Genomic DNA, 18,398 nt, shown 5'->3' with positions numbered 1-18,398 from the left:
GCACGCCTCTGCAGCATAGTACATGGGTTTTTTTCATGCTTTTTCGTATCTGGATGACATGACGGGCGGTCGCCGGAAAGCCTGCCGGGCAGGCTGTTCACCCGGCCCATGACTGGCCCATGACTGCAGCCGCCTGCGTCGCCGGAGTGGAAAACCACTGAAATCCCGCCCATGGCTGCGAGGGACGAGCAATAGCAGACTTCTGTCACGGAACCACTTGTTCACTGACAGGAGAATGACCATGCACCCCCCCATGTCCACGATCGACACCCCGGACGGCCTGTTTCACGACGGTAACCCCGCGACCGGCGAAGCGGGCACCCTCGTGACGGCCACCCACCTGAATGCTGTGCAGTCGAGCATCCTCGACCTGCAGGCCGAAGCGGTTGCCATGCTGGCTGCTGCCGGCCTGCAACCGGAGCCGGCACGGAAGGATCAGTGGCTGCAAGCCCTGACCGCCCTGTTCCTGAGCCGGGATGGCAAGGCGCGTGACAGCGCTGCGCTGGATGGTCACCCGGCATCGTACTTTGCGAAAGCCGGCGAGCAGTCCGGTGGCCTGCCGCTTCTGTTTCCGCTGTGGTGCCCGAACCGCGCCACCATCCCTGCCGGTTATGCGCCGGCGGACGGGCAGTGGCTGTCGCGCGGACTGTACCCGGATGCGTGGACGGCCATCTCGGCCGGCAATGTGCCCATCACCAGTGAAGCCGCATGGCTGTCGGCCGCAAGCGAGCGTGGCAAGTACACGGCCGGGGATGGAGCGAGCACGTTCCGGTTGCCGGATTACAACGGCAAGTCGGCGGGGAGCCCCGGGGCGGTGTTTCTGCGGGGGGATGGAGCCAGTAGTGCCGGCATAGCCGGGGTGATTCAGACCGATGAGATTAGGGCTCATGACCATCCGGTCAATGCTGCGGCTGGCTCTGTTACCACTCGGATCGGGCTGTTGAATCAGGCTGGTGGTGCTGGTGCGCTCGGGGGAGGATCTCGGACATATGAGGCTGGTGGAGCTGAAACCCGCCCTCTCAACGTCACCGGCTGCTGGGTCATCAAACTGTTTGGTGCGGCGGTCAATCCCGGTGCGGCCGATGCCGCACAACTGGCGACCGAGGTTGCGGTGCTGCGTGCGAGCAAGGCCGAGCGCCAGGACGTGCTGGGGGCCGGCTACCTGCTGGTTCGCGATGAAAAGGCGAAAGGCACTGATGGTGGTGCCTCGACCGGCGGCGCCACGGTGACGCGCACCCTGAACACCGTGGTTGCCAACACGATTCCTGGCGCGGGATTGAGCAACAACCAGATCACGCTGCCGGCAGGGATCTATCGCATCAATGCCTGGGCGCAGGCAGGGAATGTCAACTGCCATCGGGCCTCGTTCTACAACGTGACCGACAGCGCGCTGGCCATTCAGGGGATGGGGCTCAATGCAACGGGCAGCAACACGGGCGATGCCATCAGCACCATCAGTCATTTGCTCGGGCGGATCACGCTGCCTGGCCCCCGGAGCTTTGAATTGCGGCATTACACCGAGCAGACACTTGCAGGTACCGGGTTGGGGACGGCCGTGGGCAATGGTGGTTCGGAAATTTATGTGTCGGTTGAAATCATCAAGGAGCTGTAATGCAATACGCATTTTTTGATCTGAATGGCCGGGTGGCAGAAGCCCATAATGACGACACGGTTGGCACGCTGCCGGATGGGGCATTCGAGCTGGATGCGGATCAGTGGCGGCGACGATTCGATCTGCGGCTGGCCGGTGGGCAATTGATCGATGATCCGCTCCGGCCTGTCCTGCCGCCGATCGAAGCCTTGCAGGCCCGTGCTTCAGCCCTGCTGTCGGTGTGGGAACAGAGGGGGCGCGATGCGGGCATCGATCATGCCGGGCAGCACTGGCTGACCACGGCCGATGCGCTGCAGGACTTGCGCGATGTGCTGCTGGCCGGGGCTGTGCCTGGCGGGGTATGGGTGACTGCTGCCCGGCAGGCCGTCCCCATGACGCTCGCGGAGCTGCAGATGCTGTGGCAGGCAATCACTGCACGCGTGGCGTTGGTCAGGCAGCAGCGGCTGGCCATGGAAAGGGAAGTCGCAGAGATGGATGCTGAACAGCTGGCGGCATTTTCGCCAGTGCGGGATCACGACCAGTAAGGCGGAGGGAGGTGCGAAGCTCTTGGTTCGTTGCCTCCTAATACCCCCACGCCCGGGCCAGATCGGTAAACCGGTCGTCCCTGGCTCGCAGTTCGGCCACTTCGGCCACCTCGTAGCCGGGTTCCAGGCAGCTGCGTTCGGTAAATGACCCGTCCCGGTCGAGCCAGGCAACGTACGGATGCGAGATATGCTCGCTTCGTCGCACCACGATGGCCAGTTGCCTGTTGGCCAGCCGGACAAACATCCCCGGCGGATAGAACCCCAGCGTCTTGATCAGCGCCGCGTTCAGTCGCGCGTCGTCAGGATCGTCGCACTGGAAGAACAGCTCGCGCAGCACATGGTCGGTGGACATGGCCCGCCGTGCTCCGCGGGGACTGAGCTTTGCCATCACTTCGTCCACCAGTTGCAACTGGTGCGCCAGCGGCTCGACCTCGTTGCCGCGCAGATGGAACGGATAACCGGTGCCATCCGGCCGTTCATGCTGTTGCTGGACCAGCGCATGCCAGTCGTCGTCGTCGACCCCCATTTCCGACAGCCAGGCGCTGGACAGCAGCGGGTGCAGGTGCAGCTCCCGCTGCTGTCCGCTGCTCAGTGGTACTGACTGACTGCCGAGTGCATCCTGAAAGGCCCATATCGCCACATTCATGCTCAGGGCGGCACACAGCAGTGTCTGATGCTGCTGGTCGTCCCGTGGTACCAGCGGGCGCAGCGCCGCCAGTACCGTGGCGGTCTGCAGGGCGCGTGCTGCCGTGTAGGGCTTGAGCGGCAGCTGCATGGCCGCAGCCAGACAGGCATCGGTCGACCGGGTGACCCAGTTGTCCAGTGCCAGCGCGATATTGCGGATCTGGGCCGTGAAATTTTCGGCAAAGGGTGCGCACCGGTACAACCCGGCCAGGCGGTGTGCCGCGCTGTCGAACCAGATGAAGGGGTTTCCCGCATCCAGCCCGGCCAGGCGCGGCATCGGGCCGATCGCTGCCGTGCGCAGTGCCTGCAACTGTGCCTGCGGCAGGGCATAGCGGTTCGAGCCGGATTCGACGATCCGATTCTGGGTAAACAGGTCGCTGGCTAATGTCGAGGGCATCTGCGGTGGGCCCAGTGATCGGTGGATGAGCAAGTGTAGAGGAATGCGTGGCGCCTTTGGTGAAGAATCTGGCCGGCATGACTGCTGTACGGCAAGTCAATTGGTCAATTGAGCAGGATTAAAATGCATATTCATATGCAATACCATGCAAAGCGGATATTAAAAAGTAGAAAATGGAAAAATATTATATTGCTGCCGTTTTCGGCAGCATTTCAATGCTCGTTTCTGGCTGTCAGTCGGCAAACATGCGCCCGGGTGAGCATGTCAAACTGGAAGATCTCTCAGATGCCGGGATTGTGGTGGTGGGGATGAATTCCCCGTTGCCCAGCCGTTGGGGCAAATGGGCTTATTCTGATGGAAAAGTGAATGCGATTGTTGGGAGCGCGTTCTTTTCCACGACCAATGTCAGCCCGCCAAGTAATGGCTTTATTGTAATGAAGGTTGGCAGCACGTCGGCAGGAACGCGATTTGGACCGAGTGTTTTCAGTTATGTGGGCAACAAATATTTCAAGTACTGTTCAGGCATGAGACTGCCTTCGCTGGAAGTGAAGGCAGGGGAAGTAATCTATGGTGGAAATATCAATGCCAACATGAAGGGAGAGTCGCTGTTCCTGAATTACGATTATGACTTTGACGCAGCCAGAAAATTCATCGCGCAATACTATCCTGACTTGTCAAGCAAATTGCAGGAAGAGCGCTTCAGCCTGTGCCGGATTGGCAGCCTGCCAAACTGCTATTGATCTTGATGCCACGGTCGGGATTGTCCTGCTTGCCTCGCCGCCATCCTGGCAACATGAGCACGCAGCCGCTCCAGGATGCGCGGGCTGATATCTTCCCGCAGTGCAATCTGCTGCGAACAGGCCGGGCAGGTGATGCCTTCTTCGAGCAGGCGTTTCATCGTCATTTCCATTTTCGTGCCGCAGGTCGGGCAGGCGAAATTTGGTGTCGATGTCTCGGTTTTCATGACCTTCCCCGTTTATGGATGGCTTTTACCAGAACGGGAGCATAACGGCAGGGCAAGGTCGCGCCCATTCGTAGTTATACGGATGGTGTGAGCTGGTTCGCATGTGCAATGTTTTTGTCATAAATTGATATGACAAATGCGAGTTATGGACCGGGCAAAAGTGCCACCGCCCATCGGAGGGGCAGATGCCCGGGCTTTCCACCCGCTATCGTGGGATCTCAGCACCGGTAGCGCCGATCTCCTCTCAAATTGCGCTACCGGATTTTTTTGCCGGAATCCGCTTATGGGCCGTTCATCCTCAAAACTCCCGTGCTGCATTCCGGCTGCGACAAAATCCGGCCGTGTTATATCGGGTCGTGACAGACGGCCTCGATATTGTGGCCATCCGGATCAAGAACGAATGCGCCGTAATAGTCCGGGTGGTAGTGAGGGCGCAAGCCGGGTGCCCCGTTGTCACGCCCACCCGCCGCAACGGCTGCCGCGTAAAAGTCATCGACTTCCGCTCGCGAACGGGCACGGAATGCAATGTGAACGGGCGGGGTGTTGGGCGTCCCCTGGCTGATCCAGAAATCGGGCTTCGGCGGCTCACCGAAACCTGCCACGTCAGTGTGACCCGTGACCGCGGCGGGCAGCTCGACAAGCAGTCGATAGCCAATGGTGGCCAGCGCGGCGGTGTAAAACGCCTTGCTGGTCTTGAAATCGCTGGAAACGATACCGGTGTGGTCGATCATGTTTTCTCCATCGGGTCAACGACAAGCGTTCAGGTGGGACGGGATGTCTGCGGCGGAGCATGCCTGACAGCGGCGAGACAGGTCAATGTCATATTGATTTGGTGAGCAGATGAGCTATCGTTAAATGACATTTGAATTCCTGTCTGAGAACCTGGACCAGAAAAATGCCCCAACTGCTTGTCAAACCAGGTCGTTATCTCATGGCGGCCGACCCCGTCTGTGGCACCAACGGACTGGCGCCGTGCATCGGCGTCGCAATCTATCATGGCAAATGGTTTATTGCGCACATCGAAAGCAGGGCAACCGTCAAGACCAGAAAAGACCCTGTGTGGGCACGGGTTGCCACTTGCACCAGGAATCGACTGCAGCAATTGCTTGGCCCCTGTGGGGCACAGAATGTGCATGTCATTGGCAATTTCGGGGACTTCTCTTCAATAGCCATTCGCGATGGCATCGCAGCGTGGGTGAATGGAACCGTCGCCATTACTTGCGATGCCTGGGATGGTTTTGAAATAAACGCGAACGGCACATTCCGCAGTCTTACCTACGAGGAAAACAATACCGACGGTGACGGCGCGTTCAGCATCCCTGCCAATCCGTGATGACTGGAGCAGGGGCTTGTGTCAGTCACGCAAGGCGACGCAGGCCACATCGCCTGAAAATCGAATGAGAGCGGGGGCTGGCACGGGTGGCGGATCGAAAGCAGGCATGTGGTGCCCTTGATTCGCATGTCTTTGAAATTCATGCCGTGACAATGCGTCAGCATTGTGCAGGTCCGTTGGCTGCAGACTGCCAGTAGCCGGGGTAGAACACTCTGCCAGCTGGGCCAGGGAGCAAAGGGTTATTGGTCGCATAGGCATCAATTTTTGCTGACATTTGGTACGTGTTTGTCATAATCTGGTGTCTTCACCATTGCGCAGAAGGGCATGCCCCGTGCTCCCCTGGATCATGAAGCTGAAACGTGTGGTGAGCGCCCTTGCCGCTACCCTGCCAGTGCTGTTGGCAGCAGGATGCGCAGCAGATGATGGCATGCGCATCGTGAAGACCGCGAAGATGGGAGGGTTCGCCGGGTATACGGTCAACGAGATCGTGGCCATGCCCGACCAGGGCTTCGTACTGGCCGGACAGCGCAGTCAGCGAGGCTGGGCCAGCAAGGTGGATGCCGATGGTCGCGAGCTGTGGCGCTATGTCGAGCCTGACTATGGCATCGACCGCCCCCATGGCCGTATTTCTGGCGCAGTCGCGGGCGAAAACGGCAGTGTCTGGCTTTGCGGAGCACCTATTTATCCCTCGACCAGGACAGAATTCCGACAACCTGCCGGCTTGACGCATATCGATGCATCCGGAAAGGTGCTTGCGGAGCTTCGTCTGACACCAGAGAGCTTGTCTGCCCCATTCAGATCGTTTTTTGCCCGCTGTGTGGACTGGAATGGTGGCATCGCCGTAGTCGGGGAAGTCAACATGGGCCAGCCGGCATCGAGGACAGGTCCATCGTATTACTGGATCCTGTTTATGGACAAGCAGGGCCACAAGCAGTGGGAAGAACTGCAGCCCTATCACTTGGGGAATCTGGATATTTTTTTGCAGGCCGCCGTTGCCAATGACGGTGATCTGATCATCACGGCAACGGATCCGAACAAAGGTGAAACGGAAGTTACACGGATCGGTCCTTCCGGCAAGTTGGTTGCACAACGTACCTGGCCTGGTCTATGGAAATGGATTCATGCTCTGGGAAAGCCAATGGGGCCCCGTTGGATAAAAGAGCCTGGCAGCATATCCGTCAATGCGCTGAGGACAGCCAGCCGGCAGCTTGAGCCAAAAGATTTCAAGCCTATTAACGCCGTTGATGAAGGCTATCGAGCCACCGCTATATATGCCAATGACCATTTTGTCTGGCTGTTCAACATGCGGCGATCACTATTTGGCTATCAGGCACATATTTCCCAGTTGAAAAACGGTGAAAATTACCGTGAACTGAAGCTTGGCAAACCTGAGGTAACCTGGATTGACACGGCAGTCCCCACAAAAAATGCGGGAGAATTTTTAGTTGCGGGAGCATTGAATGCAATGGTTCCTGACAATCGGAACCATGCTATTGGCCTGTTCTGGATTCAAACTCAATCTAAAAAATAGGGAATTTCATTACTGGCCAAGTTTTGACCTTCCCCCTGCAGGCATGCCAGGCATACGTCATGCATGAGCCTCGTCCAGCAGGCTCCAATGGAAGCCCGGCGCAAATGGCAGGCTGCGTGGCATATCAGAAGGTGAAAAAACAAAAAAGCCCTGAAAAATCAGGGCTTTTCGCTGTGCTCTGGCGGAGGCGGTGAGATTCGAACTCACGGACGGCGCGAACCGTCGCTGGTTTTCAAGACCAGTGCCTTAAACCACTCGGCCACACCTCCGGGGAAGGCGCCGCAGTATACCCGTGGCGGCGCCGGATCGCCAGTGGCGCGGGGGTTAACGGGCGCTGGCTGGCCAGACAAAGGTCAGGTGGCGGCTGCCTCTGGCCGGGATGGTCACGTTCTGGCTGCGGGCTGCGCCATCCAGCGTGGCCTCGACGCGATAGCTGCCCGGTGGCAGCTTCACCAGCATGAACGGGCCGCTGCTGTTGGCCGCGAACACTTTCTTGCCCTTGGCAGTGCGGATGGCAATGTCTACGTCGGCAACAAACACGCCGCCGGTGCGGGACGCCTGCGCCAGCTCGATGGTCAGGGGATAGTGGCGGGCCGCGGCCTTGATGGCGGCAACTTCGTCACTGCCGATACCGCCGCTGATATAGGCGATATTGTCAGCCTGCTGTACCGGCGGCAGGGCGCCGTCGTCGGCCAGCGCAGTGGCTGACAGCAGGGAGCCGGCCACAAGGGCGGCGAGAAGCGATTTGCTAGTGGATTTCATCATGCGTAGTCCTTTTCATGCGGGGTGATTGGACTCGCCGGCGCGGGGGAAGCCATCGGCTTCGCGACCGGCACAAACTGGCCGGGGGCCGGACCATGCATGCAATGCGGGGAAGCGGTCCGTGACACCCGGGCATGTAGACACTACATGGAGACGGCAGGGGCCGATCTCAAGCCCTGACCGGCATCCGGTCGCGATCGCCGAAGCGCAGGTTCAGCATCAGGGCGGCAAGCATGACGGCAGCACCGGCCAGCAGGCGTGGCAGATTGGCGTCGCTGTGCCAGAGCAGCAGGTTGATCAGCAACCCGGCCGGGATGTGCATATTGTTCATGATGCCGAGCGTGCCGGCATCAACCAGGCAGGCGCCCTTGTTCCACAGATAAAAGCCCAGCGCCGATGCGCCCAGTCCCATGAACACCAGCACGCCCCATTGCGTGGCATCGGTCGGCAGCCGGGCCGGGTTGCCGAACACCAGGAACGACGGCAGGGCAACCAGCAGCGCGCCGGCAAAGAAGAAGCCGAAGGTGCGGTGCTGCGGCTGGCCGCTCGGGTAGCGCGCCACCAGATGCTTGTAGCCGACCTGGCCGGCGGCAAAGGTCAGATTGGCCAGTTGCAGCAGCAGAAAACCGGTGAGGAAGTGGCCGCTGAGATTGTCGTAGCGGATGATCAGCGAGCCGAGCACGGCGGCGATGGCCGAGGCGGTGGCCCATGGTGAAAAGCGGCGGGCGAGGGCGTCGTTGATCAGCGTGATGTAGACCGGGGTGAAAATGGTGAACAGCAACACTTCCGCCACGCTCAGAAAACCGTAAGCACGATACAGCAGCAGATAGGTGATGCCGAACTGCATTGCGCCGGCCAGCACGGTGCCGAGAATGAATGGTCCCGGTACCCCGCGCCAGCGCAGAAAGGGCAGAAAGGCCAGCCCGGCCAGCAGCACGCGGGTCAGCACGGCAAAGTCGCTGTCGACCCGGCCGGCCAGAAACACGCCGATCAGATTGAATGAAACGGCCCAGAGCAGGGTGACGAAAACCAGATAGCGCACAGTGGCATTACTCCGAAAAATCAGCCGGATCAACCGTCTGCCGGCGGTGGCAGGCCGCGCTGCCGGTGGGCATCGGCCAGATGTTCGCGCAGGCAGGACGGGCACAGGCAACTGCTGCCGGCATCCGGTGGCAGGACCTGCGGCAGGTCGGCACACCAGCATCCGCCGGCCTGGCCGCCGCTGCCACAGGAGAAGCCGGCACCGCAGCGCGGGCAGAAGCTGTCCGCCGGCAGCGGTTCGGCAATCAGCCGTGCCCAGACCGCCCGTTGCTGTGCCGGCGTGCTGGTCGACCAGGCGGCGATTTCGTCACGGGTGCGCCGGCAACCGAGGCAATAGCGCCCGTCGGCATCCAGCTGGCAGCGCTGTACGCACGGGGACGGCACGGGGTCGGAAAAAGTGTCAGGCATGGCCGGCGGCGTGGAAGGACAAGGCTGCCATTCTACGCCAGCGCCAGCCACAGGCCGAACGGGACGAACACGATGCTGGCCAGGTTGCCGATCAGTACGATGGCGGCCATCCGGTCCGGTTCCTGACGGTAGTGCTCGGCCATCAGGAAATTCAGCACCGCCGGTGGCAGCGAGCCGAACAGATAGACCTGTGCGCGCATTGCCGGGTCCAGTTGCAGCAACGGCACCAGCACCGCGGCGGCCAGCAGACCGGTCAGCGGGCACAGCACGGCGCCGAGCAGGCCGATACGCCAGCCGGACAGCCTGGCATCGACCATGCGTACTCCGAGCGCGAACAGCATCAGCGGGATGGTCACGTCGCCCATCATCTTGATGCCGATCATCAACGGTTCCGGCAGATGCAGATCGAGAATGCCGAACAGCAGCCCGGCAGCGGTGGCAATCACGATCGGGTTTTTCAGCAGGCCGGTAAAGCGGGTCTGGCGGCAGAAGACAAAGGCGCCCAGGGTGAAGTGCAGCAGGTTCGACACCACGAACAGCATCACCGAGGCATTGAATCCCTCGCGGCCAAAGGCCAGCAGCGCCAGCGGCAGGCCCATATTGCCGCAGTTGTTGAACATGGTCGGCGGCAGCAGTGTGCGCGGGCTGATGCCGGCCAGCCGGCTGACCGGCCACGCCAGCAGACCGGACAGGGCGACGATGCCGATGGCGGCCGGAATCAGTTTCCAGTTCGCCGCCAGATCGAAATCGCGTGCGGCCAGCGCGGAGAACACCAGCATCGGCACGCAGATGTCCATATTGATGCGGTTGGTCGCGCTCATGTCCGGGCGGGCACGGCGGCCGTACAGCCAGCCGATCAGGATCATCAGCAGGACGGGAAGGATGATGGTGACGATGCGGACAAGCATTCGGGCAAGCCAGTTGACGGACCCCGGCATTCTATCCGCGCCGATCCGGTTGTTGTTGTCGGTGGACGCGTCCACAATAGCGCGTTTCGAGAACGACCCAAGGATCCCCATGCGCAAGCTTCGTACCCTGGCCACTGCCCTGATGTTCATCCCGCTGTTCGCCTGCGCGGTGGAAGGCGATGGCAATACGGCGGCGGTGAAGAAATCGTTCGAGCAGAAATTCCCGCAGCGGGAAGTGCAGTCGGTCAGTGCGTCGCCGGTCAAGGGCGTGTACGAAGTGGTGCTGGCCGGCCGCCAGATTGTCTACACCGACGCCAAGGTCACCCATCTGTTCGTCGGCAACCTGATCGACGTGCAGAACAAGAAAAGCCTGACCGAAGAGCGCATGGCTGCGCTGAGCAAGGTCAACTGGGCCGATCTGCCGCTGGAACTGGCGATCAAGGACGTGCGCGGCGACGGCAGCCGCAAGCTGGCGGTGTTCTCCGATCCGGACTGCCCGTTCTGCAAGCGGCTGGAACGCGACAGCCTGCCGGGTCTGAACAACGTCACCATCTACACCTTCCTGCTGCCGCTGACCGAGCTGCACCCGGACGCGATGAACAAGTCGAAGAAGATCTGGTGCAGCAAGGACCGGCTGGCGAGCTGGACCGGCGTCATGCGCGACGGCAAGGCGCTGACCGGCGACGGCAACTGCGATACCGCCGCACTGGACCGCATCCAGGCGCTGGGCAAGAAGCTGGGCGTGACCGGCACGCCGGCGCTGGTGTTCGGCAATGGCCAGCTGGTGGCCGGTGCGATTCCGCGCGAAGACATCGACAAGCTGCTGTCGAGCAAGTAAGCATCTGCACCTCAAGAAACCGTCCGGCGTTGCCCCGGACGGTTTTTTTTACTCCTTGTCCGTCGACCGGCGCATCTTCAGCGCCTGGGTGGCGGCGTGGCGGGCGTCGTCTTCGCTGTGCAGGTATTTGCGCGTGGTCTGGATGCTGGCGTGGCGCAGGTTCTGGCTGACGACCAGCAGCGGCACGCCGGCATCGAGCTGGTGCGAGGCCGAGGTGTGCCGCAACCAGTGGGTCGAGGCCGCTTCCAGCCGGCTGGCCAGATGGCGGTCATGGCTGCGGAACAGTGCGGCAGCGCGCAGGAACACCTGCTTGACGATCAGGTAGATCGCCGTCGGCGTCAGTGTGGTGTACTGGCCGCGCCCGATGACCCGGCACACCAGCGGCGTGGCCTCGCCCGGCAGCGGCAGCGGCGACAGGCCGAGGTGGCCGCGATAGCGTGCGAGCGCAGCGAGCAGGTCCTCGCTGACCGGGATGTCCCCGATCTTGTTGCCCTTGCCGAGCACCCGCCACCACCACAGCCCGTTGCGCTGGAAAATGTCGCCCATGGTGGCGCGCGCGACTTCCGAGCGGCGGACGCCGGACAGGTACAGCAGGTGGAACAGCCAGCGCGCGCGTTCGTAGTGTCGCTGCTCGCGCTCGGTTTCCATCGGCAGTTTCTCCAGGCTGTCGAGAACCGCCTCCCATACCTCGTGCTCGAAATAGCGCTCCAGCGGTGCATCGGCCATGACGCCGCGTGACTTGCGCCGCGACAGCGCCAGCGGATTGGCGTCCAGATAACCGGCGTCGTACAGGTATTTGAACATCGCGCCGAGAATGACCAGCGCCTGCTTGATGCTGGACGGCTTCAGCGGACCGGTGAACGGCTTCCAGTCCGGATGGTCCTGCGGCCGCGCCGGGCCGGTCCATTGCGCTGCCGGCTGCGGATTGGCCAGAAAGCGCTGGTAGTCGAGCAGGTCCTCGCGGCGCAGCGTGCGCAGCTCGCGGCCGCGGTCCTGCGCCCACAGCAGCAGACGGCGCGATTCCTTGCGATAGTTGGTCAGGGTATGCGGCGAGTCCTCGAACTCGCGCAGCCAGGTGATGATGGCGGCGACGTCGTCGCGGGCTTCGATCAGCAGCGGCCGCTGGGCGCCTGCACGCGGGTCGTCGGTCACGACGGACCGGCGGCCATCGCCGGGCAGCAGCGATGGCGGGCGGCTCATGCCGGTGTTCCGTCATCGGACGCGTATTCGGTCCGCAGTCGTACCAGTTGCTGCTCCAGTGCCGCTTCGCGTGCGGCCTGTCGCTGCTCGCGCGCAGTGGCATCAAGCAGCCGCGCTTCCAGCTCGGCCTGGCGGGCCAGCTGCGCTTCGGCGCGCGCTTCCAGCAGGGCGCGTTCGCGTTCGCTGCCGAGCAGCCGCTCGTGCCAGTGGGTCTGTGCGCTGGCCAGTTCCTGGCGCAGATCGGCGATCAGGACATCCTGGCGCTTTTTTTCCTGCTCGTGTTCGAGCCGCTCGCGATCGGCCTGCTCGTACAGCATGGCACGCAGCCCTTCCAGCCGTTCATAGGCCAGCGCCTCGCGCTTCTCGCCATCGGTCACCGCCAGCGTCAGACGCTGTTCCGCCTGCCGTTCCTGCTCGGCCAGGGCTTCGGCGTGTCGCTGGGCGGCCGTCTGCAACTGTCCGGACAGGGTGTCGTGGTCGCGGCGGGCACGGTCCAGCGCGGCTTCCAGTTCCGCTGCCTGCTGTGCCAGTCGTTCGCCGGCCTGTTGCTGTGCCAGCAGGGCGTCCTGCACGCGGGCCAGTTCTGCCTGTGCCTGCTGCCGGGCCGCGTCGGCATCGAGCAGCGCCGCTTCCTGGCGGGCGAACTCGCCGCGCAGGGCGTCGAGCTCGGCGCTGACTTCCTGTCGCAGTGTGTCGAGCTGGCGTTCCGCCTGCTCGCAGGCAGTCTGCCACAGCGTGTCCATGGCATCGCCGAGCACACCGGGCCAGTCCGGCCGGCGGGTGCTGGACGACACCCGGGCCAGGAACCACTGGCGCCAGGCCCGCAGCTCATTGTTGATGGTGGTGTTGGAGCCGGTGCCGAGGCGCTCGCGCACATTGACCACCGTGGGCCAGGTGCCTTCGGCCACCAGTTGCTGGGCAGTGGCGCGAATGCGCGAGGCAATATCGCTGGAGGGCATGGCGGGCAGGGTCATGGCGGGGCGGAAGACGGAATCGGAATGAACGAATTGTACGTTATTTAATGAGCGACATGATTTTCGTTACCCGGGCCGGCGGTGCCCGTCTGACCTGGCGCAGGCATTGCGCAGCCCGTTGCTGCCAAGGTCGCTGTTTGCGGCGACAATGCGCGGATGACAACACTCTGCATCCTGTACGCCGGTGGCACCATCGGCATGGTGCCGGGCAAGCAGGGCCTCGAGCCCCGTCCCGGCGTGATGAATGCGGCGCTGGCACCGCTGATTCCGGCCGGCATCGACTGGGAACTGGTCGAATATGCGCCGCTGATCGATTCGTCGAACGCGGCGCCGGCCGACTGGGGGCGGCTGGCGGCTGACCTGGCTGCACGCCGTGAGCGCTACGACGGCTTTGTCGTGCTGCATGGCACCGACACGCTGGCGCACACTGCCTCCGCGCTGGCCTTTCTGCTGCCGGGCTTCGGCAAGCCGGTGGCGGTGACCGGCTCGATGCGGCCGCTGTTCGAGCCCGGCTCGGACGCGCCGGCCAATGTGGCGCTGGCGATCGCTGCCGCCAGCCACGACCGGCTGGCCGAAGTGGTGGTGCCGTTTGCCGGGCGGGTATGGCGCGGCTGCCGGGTCCGCAAGGCCGACAGCGCCAGTGATGACGCCTTTGTCGCCCCGAATGATGCCCCGCTGTACGCCGACGGACGGTGGTTTCCCGAACGCCTGCTCGCGGTGGACGCCGCCGGTTTCCGGCCGCGCGCGACCCGGCTCGACCGGGATGTGGCGCTGATCTGGCTGGCGCCCGGCGCCACCGTGACCGCCGCCGCACAAACGCTGGCGCTGCCCGGGCTGGCCGGCGCGGTGCTGGTCGGCTATGGCGCCGGCAACGTGCCGGACCGGCTGGCGCCAGCACTGGCACAGGCTGCCGCCCGCGGTGTGGTGCTGGCCAGCGTGACCCAGGCCTGGCGGGGCGGGGTTGCCCCCGGCTGCTACGCGGCCAGTGCCGCGCTGGCCGCTGCGGGTGCGGTGCCATGCGGCGACATGACGCCGGAAGCGGCCCTGGCCAAACTGACCGTGCTGCTGTCCGACCTGGACGATGCGGGCGCGGTGCGGGCGGCAATGGCTGCCGTGGCCTGCGGCGAACGCCGGGCCGATGCCTGAAGCAGGCGACCCCCGTCGGCCGTTTCCCTTTAAAATTCGCATCCGGGCCGCAATCTACCGTTGCGGTGGCCCATGATGATCAGACAGGACCGTAATGAATCAGACTTTTACCCTTTCCGGCGAATACATCGCCTTGTGCGACCTGCTGAAAGTATGTGGCGTGGTCGATTCCGGTGGCGCAGGCAAGCTGCTGGTGGCGCAGGGTGACGTTCGCGTCGACGGACAGGTCGAACTGCGCAAGACCTGCAAGATCCGCGCCGGTCAGCGGGTCAGCGGTGACGGCTTCTCGATCCGGGTCGAGGGCGCCACGGCGTGAATCCCGTGGTCGACGATCCGGAACCCTTGCCGCCGGAACCGCCTGGCGACAATGAATGCTGCGAGTCCGGCTGTGAGCGCTGCGTGTGGACCGTCCATGCCGAGGCGATGGATGCATGGCGGGCCGCGCATGCGGAATGGAAGCTGCGCGAACTGGAGCGTGAACTGCAGGCCGGCGAGTGACGGCGCTTTCGTCGTCATGCCCGGCGCTGTTAACATGTTGATCTTTACGCCCTTCACCCTGGCCGCATGATTCCCCTCGACCTGCATTGCCACTCCACCGCCTCGGACGGCGCCCTGAGCCCGACCGATCTGGTGACGCGCGTCGCCGGTCGTGGCGGACGCGTGCTGGCGCTGACCGATCACGACTGCACCGCAGGCCTGGCCGAGGCGCGCGCGACGGCCGCCGCGCACGGCATCCGCTTTATCAATGGCGCGGAAGTCTCGGTAACCTGGCGCAAGCGGACGCTGCATATCGTCGGTCTTGGCATCGATCCTGATTGCCAGGTTCTGGCCGACGGCCTGTACTCGATCCGCCATGGTCGCGTCGACCGCGCCCGTGAAATGGCGGCTGACCTGATCCGGGTCGGCATCGACGATGCCTTTGCCGGTGCAATGCGTTTCTGCAGCAATCCGGAAATGATCGGCCGTACCCATTTCGCCCGCTATCTGGTGGAAAGCGGCAAGGCCAAGGACACCCAGCAGGTGTTCAAGCGCTATCTGGTCGAAGGCAAGCCGGGCTTCGTGCCGTTCGAATGGGCGGCGCTTGGCGATGTGGTCGGCTGGATTCGCGCGGCAGGCGGCATTGCCATCATTGCCCACCCGGGTCGCTACAAGATCGGCAAGCGGCTGATGCTCGAACTGGTCGAGGAATTCAAGGCTGCCGGCGGCGAGGGCATCGAGGTGGTCAGCGGCAGCCATTCGGCCAGCGAGATTCCCCAGTTCGCCCATCTGGCCCGTTCGCAGGAACTGCTGGCGTCCAGCGGCAGCGATTTCCATGCGCCGGGCGAAGGCGGGCGCGATGTCGGCTATACGCTGCCGTTGCCGGCGGGTTGCGTGCCGGTCTGGGAACGGCTTGGCATCGTTGCCGGCGACTATGAAAAATAGTCCTGCGGCGGCGCATTCGCACCGTCGTCCCTACTGAATACATACCGAAGAAAATGGCACAGTTCTTTTCCATTCATCCCGAAACGCCGCAAGGACGCCTGATCCGCGATGCGGTGAAGATCCTGCGCGAAGGCGGGGTGGTCGCCTATCCGACCGATTCCTGTTATGCGCTGGGCTGCCGGCTGTCCGACAAGCAGGCGATGGAACGCATCATCGCCATCCGCCAGCTCGACCTGCGCCACCATTTCACCCTGGTCTGTCGCGACCTGTCCGAACTCGGCACCTATGCCAAGGTCGACAACGCCACCTACCGGCTGCTGAAGGCGGTCACGCCGGGGCCCTATACCTTCATTCTGCAGGCGACAAAGGAAGTACCGCGCCGCACGCTGCACCCGAAGCGGCAGACCATCGGCCTGCGCGTGCCCGACCATCCGGTCGCGCTGGCGATGCTGGAGGAAATGGGCGAGCCGATCCTGTCCTGCACGCTGATGCTGCCGGGCGACGACCTGCCGCCGACCGATCCGTACGAAATCCGCGACGTGCTGGACAAGCAGCTCGACGCCATCATCGACGGCGGCTACTGCGGCGTGGAGCCGACCTCGGTCATCGACCTGACTTCCGGCGCGCCGGAACTGATCCGCGCCGGTGCCGGCAAGCTTGCTGCCTTCGGCCTCAGCGCCGCCTGACCCTGTTGCCCGGCCGGAGCCCGCTCCGGCCGACCCTTGCCAGAACTGACCGTTCGCCGGGAACTCCATGACCGACTACGCCGACCTGATCCAGAAAATCGCCATCTATGCGCTGCCGGTGCTGTTTGCCATCACCGTGCACGAGGCCGCGCACGCCTATGCGGCCAAACGCTACGGCGACAATACGGCCTTCATGCTCGGGCGCATGACGCTGAATCCGCTTAAACACATCGACCCGATCGGCACCGTGCTGCTGCCGATGCTGTCGCTGGCGCTCGGTGGCTTCCTGTTCGGCTGGGCCAAGCCGGTACCGGTCAATTTCTCCGCGCTGCGCAACCCGAAACGGGACATGCGCTATGTGGCGCTGGCCGGTCCGCTGGCCAATCTGCTGATGGCCATCGTCTGGGCGCTGATGTACAAACTGGCGCTTTATACCGACGGCTATTTCACCGACCCGCTGATGCTGATGGCCTCGGGTGGCGTGGCGATCAACGTCACGCTGATGGTGCTGAACCTGATTCCGATCCCGCCGCTCGATGGCGGGCGCATCCTGGTCAGCCTGCTGCCGCCGCGCCAGGCCTATACCGTGTCGCGCATCGAGCCGTACGGCATGTGGATCCTGATTGCGCTGCTGTTTACCGGCGCCCTGTCGGTGATCATGCGACCGTTCCAGGCACTGCTCTATAGTTTCCTCAACCTGTTCATCTGACCCGCAAAGAGAGTCTCCTCCCTTCATGTACCCCGAACGCGTTCTATCGGGCATGCGCCCGACCGGCAGCCTGCACCTTGGCCATTATCATGGCGCCCTGAAAAACTGGGTGCGGCTGCAGTCCGAGTACGAGTGCCTGTTTTTCGTTGCCGACTGGCATGCGCTGACCACCAGCTACGAAGATCCGTCGATCATCGGCCGCAGCACCTGGGACATGGTCATCGACTGGCTTGCCGCCGGCGTGGACCCGTCGCGGGCCACGCTGTTCATCCAGTCGCGGGTACCGGAACACGCCGAGCTGCATTTGCTGCTGTCGATGATCACGCCGCTGTCGTGGCTGGAACGGGTGCCGACCTACAAGGACCAGATCGAAAAACTGTCGCACAAGGATCTCGGCACCTACGGCTTCCTTGGCTATCCGCTGATGCAGTCGGCCGACATCCTGATCTATCGCGCGACCTTCGTGCCGGTCGGCGAGGACCAGATCCCGCATATCGAGATTACCCGCGAAGTCGCCCGCCGCTACAACCATATCTACGGGCGCGAAGCCGGCTTCGAAGAGAAGGCCGAGGCCGCCATCCGCAAGATGGGGCCGAAGCGCGGCAAGCTGTACGAGGAACTGCGCACCCGCTACCTGCAGGACGGTGACGAGGAAGCGCTGGAATCGGCGCGCGCGCTGCTGGCCGATACGCAGAACCTGAGTCATGGCGACCGCGAACGGCTGTTCGGCTTCCTGGAAAACAAGGGCAAGGTGATCCTGGTCGAGCCGCAGACGCTGCTGACCGAGGCCAGCCGGCTGCCGGGCCTGGACGGACAGAAAATGTCGAAGAGCTACGGCAACGGCATCTTCCTGCGCGAAGAACCGGACAGCGTCGGCCGCAAGATCCGCTCGATGCCGACCGATCCGGCCCGCGTGCGCCGCACCGACCCGGGTACGCCGGAGAAATGCCCGGTCTGGCAATTGCACCAGGTCTACTCGACCGACACGACCCGTACCTGGGTCCGCGAAGGCTGTACCAGCGCGGGGATCGGCTGTCTGGACTGCAAGCAGCCGGTGATTGATGCCGTGCTGGCCGAGCAGCAGCCGATGTTCGAGCGCGCGCAGCCGTATCTGGACGACCCGTCGCTGGTGCGCAGCATTGTCGCCGACGGCTGCGAACGGGCACGCAAGCTGGCACAGGACACCATGCGCGACGTGCGCGAGGCCATGGGTCTGGGCTACCAGTAATCACGGGGGCCGGCGTGCACGCCGGCCGGGA

General features: G+C 63.2%; 22 protein-coding genes and 1 tRNA gene. 13 read left to right on the top strand and 10 right to left on the bottom strand.

Going from position 1 to position 18,398, the window contains the following annotated elements; all coding sequences use genetic code 11:
• Positions 1–253: 253 nt before the first annotated feature.
• The gene (locus DFO50_RS11505; protein ID WP_051528828.1) at positions 254–1,612 is read left to right on the top strand and encodes a phage tail protein; all 1,359 of its coding nucleotides are present in this window, start codon (positions 254–256) and stop codon (positions 1,610–1,612) included.
• Entirely contained in the window at positions 1,612–2,136 is a 525-nt protein-coding gene (locus DFO50_RS11500) for a DUF4376 domain-containing protein (protein ID WP_051528829.1), read from the top strand. The genes DFO50_RS11505 and DFO50_RS11500 overlap by 1 nt, the downstream gene beginning before the upstream one ends.
• A 37-nt stretch (positions 2,137–2,173) precedes the next feature.
• Here the strand turns inward: DFO50_RS11500 and DFO50_RS11495 are convergent, their stop codons facing one another.
• Entirely contained in the window at positions 2,174–3,217 is a 1,044-nt protein-coding gene (locus tag DFO50_RS11495; RefSeq protein WP_107889849.1) for an HD-GYP domain-containing protein, read from the bottom strand.
• 173 nt (positions 3,218–3,390) lie between these two features.
• Here DFO50_RS11495 and DFO50_RS18895 point away from each other — a divergent pair, with 173 nt between their 5' ends.
• The gene (locus DFO50_RS18895) at positions 3,391–3,957 is read left to right on the top strand and encodes a hypothetical protein (protein WP_146745060.1); all 567 of its coding nucleotides are present in this window, start codon (positions 3,391–3,393) and stop codon (positions 3,955–3,957) included.
• Here DFO50_RS18895 and DFO50_RS18890 read toward each other — a convergent pair.
• Together DFO50_RS18890 and DFO50_RS11485 are read right to left on the bottom strand one after the other, a co-directional pair.
• Positions 3,951–4,181 (bottom strand): hypothetical protein, encoded by a 231-nt coding sequence (locus DFO50_RS18890; protein ID WP_146745059.1) that lies wholly within the window; start codon positions 4,179–4,181, stop codon positions 3,951–3,953. The genes DFO50_RS18895 and DFO50_RS18890 overlap by 7 nt on opposite strands.
• Positions 4,182–4,525: 344 nt before the next feature.
• Positions 4,526–4,912 carry a VOC family protein gene (locus DFO50_RS11485; protein WP_028499175.1) on the bottom strand — a complete coding sequence of 129 codons (387 nt, stop codon included), beginning with the start codon at positions 4,910–4,912 and terminating at the stop codon, positions 4,526–4,528.
• Between the two features lie 164 nt (positions 4,913–5,076).
• On the opposite strand from DFO50_RS11485, the gene DFO50_RS18885 reads away from it, so the two are divergent.
• Together DFO50_RS18885 and DFO50_RS11475 are read left to right on the top strand one after the other, a co-directional pair.
• Positions 5,077–5,514: a hypothetical protein gene (locus DFO50_RS18885; protein ID WP_146745058.1), complete on the top strand. Its 438-nt coding sequence runs from the start codon at positions 5,077–5,079 to the stop codon at positions 5,512–5,514.
• Between the two features lie 346 nt (positions 5,515–5,860).
• Positions 5,861–7,045 (top strand): hypothetical protein, encoded by a 1,185-nt coding sequence (locus DFO50_RS11475; RefSeq protein WP_146745056.1) that lies wholly within the window; start codon positions 5,861–5,863, stop codon positions 7,043–7,045.
• Positions 7,046–7,224: 179 nt separating this feature from the next.
• Here the strand turns inward: DFO50_RS11475 and DFO50_RS11470 are convergent.
• The 5 genes from DFO50_RS11470 to DFO50_RS11450 form a co-directional block, all read right to left on the bottom strand.
• Positions 7,225–7,314 (bottom strand) — tRNA-Ser (locus tag DFO50_RS11470).
• A 55-nt stretch (positions 7,315–7,369) separates the two neighbouring features.
• Positions 7,370–7,810 (bottom strand): carboxypeptidase regulatory-like domain-containing protein, encoded by a 441-nt coding sequence (locus DFO50_RS11465; protein WP_028499178.1) that lies wholly within the window; start codon positions 7,808–7,810, stop codon positions 7,370–7,372.
• Positions 7,811–7,976: 166 nt separating this feature from the next.
• Positions 7,977–8,849 (bottom strand): DMT family transporter, encoded by an 873-nt coding sequence (locus tag DFO50_RS11460; RefSeq protein ID WP_112692578.1) that lies wholly within the window; start codon positions 8,847–8,849, stop codon positions 7,977–7,979.
• 29 nt (positions 8,850–8,878) lie between these two features.
• Positions 8,879–9,256, bottom strand: a complete 378-nt coding sequence (locus tag DFO50_RS11455; protein WP_036385857.1) for a cysteine-rich CWC family protein — start codon at positions 9,254–9,256, stop codon at positions 8,879–8,881.
• Positions 9,257–9,288: 32 nt separating this feature from the next.
• Positions 9,289–10,164 carry an AEC family transporter gene (locus DFO50_RS11450; protein WP_112692527.1) on the bottom strand — a complete coding sequence of 292 codons (876 nt, stop codon included), beginning with the start codon at positions 10,162–10,164 and terminating at the stop codon, positions 9,289–9,291.
• Positions 10,165–10,273: 109 nt separating this feature from the next.
• On the opposite strand from DFO50_RS11450, the gene DFO50_RS11445 reads away from it, so the two are divergent.
• Positions 10,274–11,002, top strand: a complete 729-nt coding sequence (locus DFO50_RS11445) for a DsbC family protein (RefSeq protein ID WP_112692526.1) — start codon at positions 10,274–10,276, stop codon at positions 11,000–11,002.
• A gap of 48 nt (positions 11,003–11,050) precedes the next feature.
• On the opposite strand, the gene DFO50_RS11440 is transcribed toward DFO50_RS11445, so the two are convergent.
• Entirely contained in the window at positions 11,051–12,202 is a 1,152-nt protein-coding gene (locus tag DFO50_RS11440) for a tyrosine-type recombinase/integrase (protein ID WP_084300033.1), read from the bottom strand.
• Entirely contained in the window at positions 12,199–13,161 is a 963-nt protein-coding gene (locus tag DFO50_RS11435) for a DNA-binding protein (protein ID WP_158537441.1), read from the bottom strand. Before DFO50_RS11435 ends, DFO50_RS11440 begins: the two co-directional genes overlap by 4 nt.
• Positions 13,162–13,332: 171 nt before the next feature.
• Here DFO50_RS11435 and DFO50_RS11430 point away from each other — a divergent pair, with 171 nt between their 5' ends.
• From DFO50_RS11430 to DFO50_RS11400, 7 genes are all read left to right on the top strand, one after another.
• Positions 13,333–14,322 carry an asparaginase gene (locus DFO50_RS11430; RefSeq protein ID WP_028499183.1) on the top strand — a complete coding sequence of 330 codons (990 nt, stop codon included), beginning with the start codon at positions 13,333–13,335 and terminating at the stop codon, positions 14,320–14,322.
• A gap of 94 nt (positions 14,323–14,416) precedes the next feature.
• On the top strand, positions 14,417–14,638 hold the full coding sequence (locus DFO50_RS11425) for an RNA-binding S4 domain-containing protein (protein ID WP_028499184.1): 222 nt from the start codon (positions 14,417–14,419) through the stop codon (positions 14,636–14,638).
• Complete coding sequence (locus DFO50_RS11420) at positions 14,635–14,820, top strand: oxidoreductase-like domain-containing protein (RefSeq protein WP_028499185.1); 186 nt, start codon at positions 14,635–14,637, stop codon at positions 14,818–14,820. The genes DFO50_RS11425 and DFO50_RS11420 overlap by 4 nt, the downstream gene beginning before the upstream one ends.
• A 66-nt stretch (positions 14,821–14,886) precedes the next feature.
• Complete coding sequence (locus tag DFO50_RS11415; RefSeq protein ID WP_112692524.1) at positions 14,887–15,744, top strand: 3',5'-nucleoside bisphosphate phosphatase; 858 nt, start codon at positions 14,887–14,889, stop codon at positions 15,742–15,744.
• 53 nt (positions 15,745–15,797) lie between these two features.
• Entirely contained in the window at positions 15,798–16,430 is a 633-nt protein-coding gene (locus DFO50_RS11410) for an L-threonylcarbamoyladenylate synthase (protein WP_028499187.1), read from the top strand.
• A 67-nt stretch (positions 16,431–16,497) separates the two neighbouring features.
• Entirely contained in the window at positions 16,498–17,139 is a 642-nt protein-coding gene (locus DFO50_RS11405) for a site-2 protease family protein (protein WP_028499188.1), read from the top strand.
• A 25-nt stretch (positions 17,140–17,164) separates the two neighbouring features.
• On the top strand, positions 17,165–18,367 hold the full coding sequence (locus tag DFO50_RS11400) for a tryptophan--tRNA ligase (RefSeq protein ID WP_028499189.1): 1,203 nt from the start codon (positions 17,165–17,167) through the stop codon (positions 18,365–18,367).
• Positions 18,368–18,398: the final 31 nt, after the last annotated feature.

It is taken from the genome of Microvirgula sp. AG722 (assembly GCF_003269145.1).
GTDB lineage: Bacteria > Pseudomonadota > Gammaproteobacteria > Burkholderiales > Aquaspirillaceae > Microvirgula > Microvirgula aerodenitrificans.
Note: the sequence above shows the minus strand (reverse complement) of the source record. Positions and strands in the feature narration are given on the sequence as shown.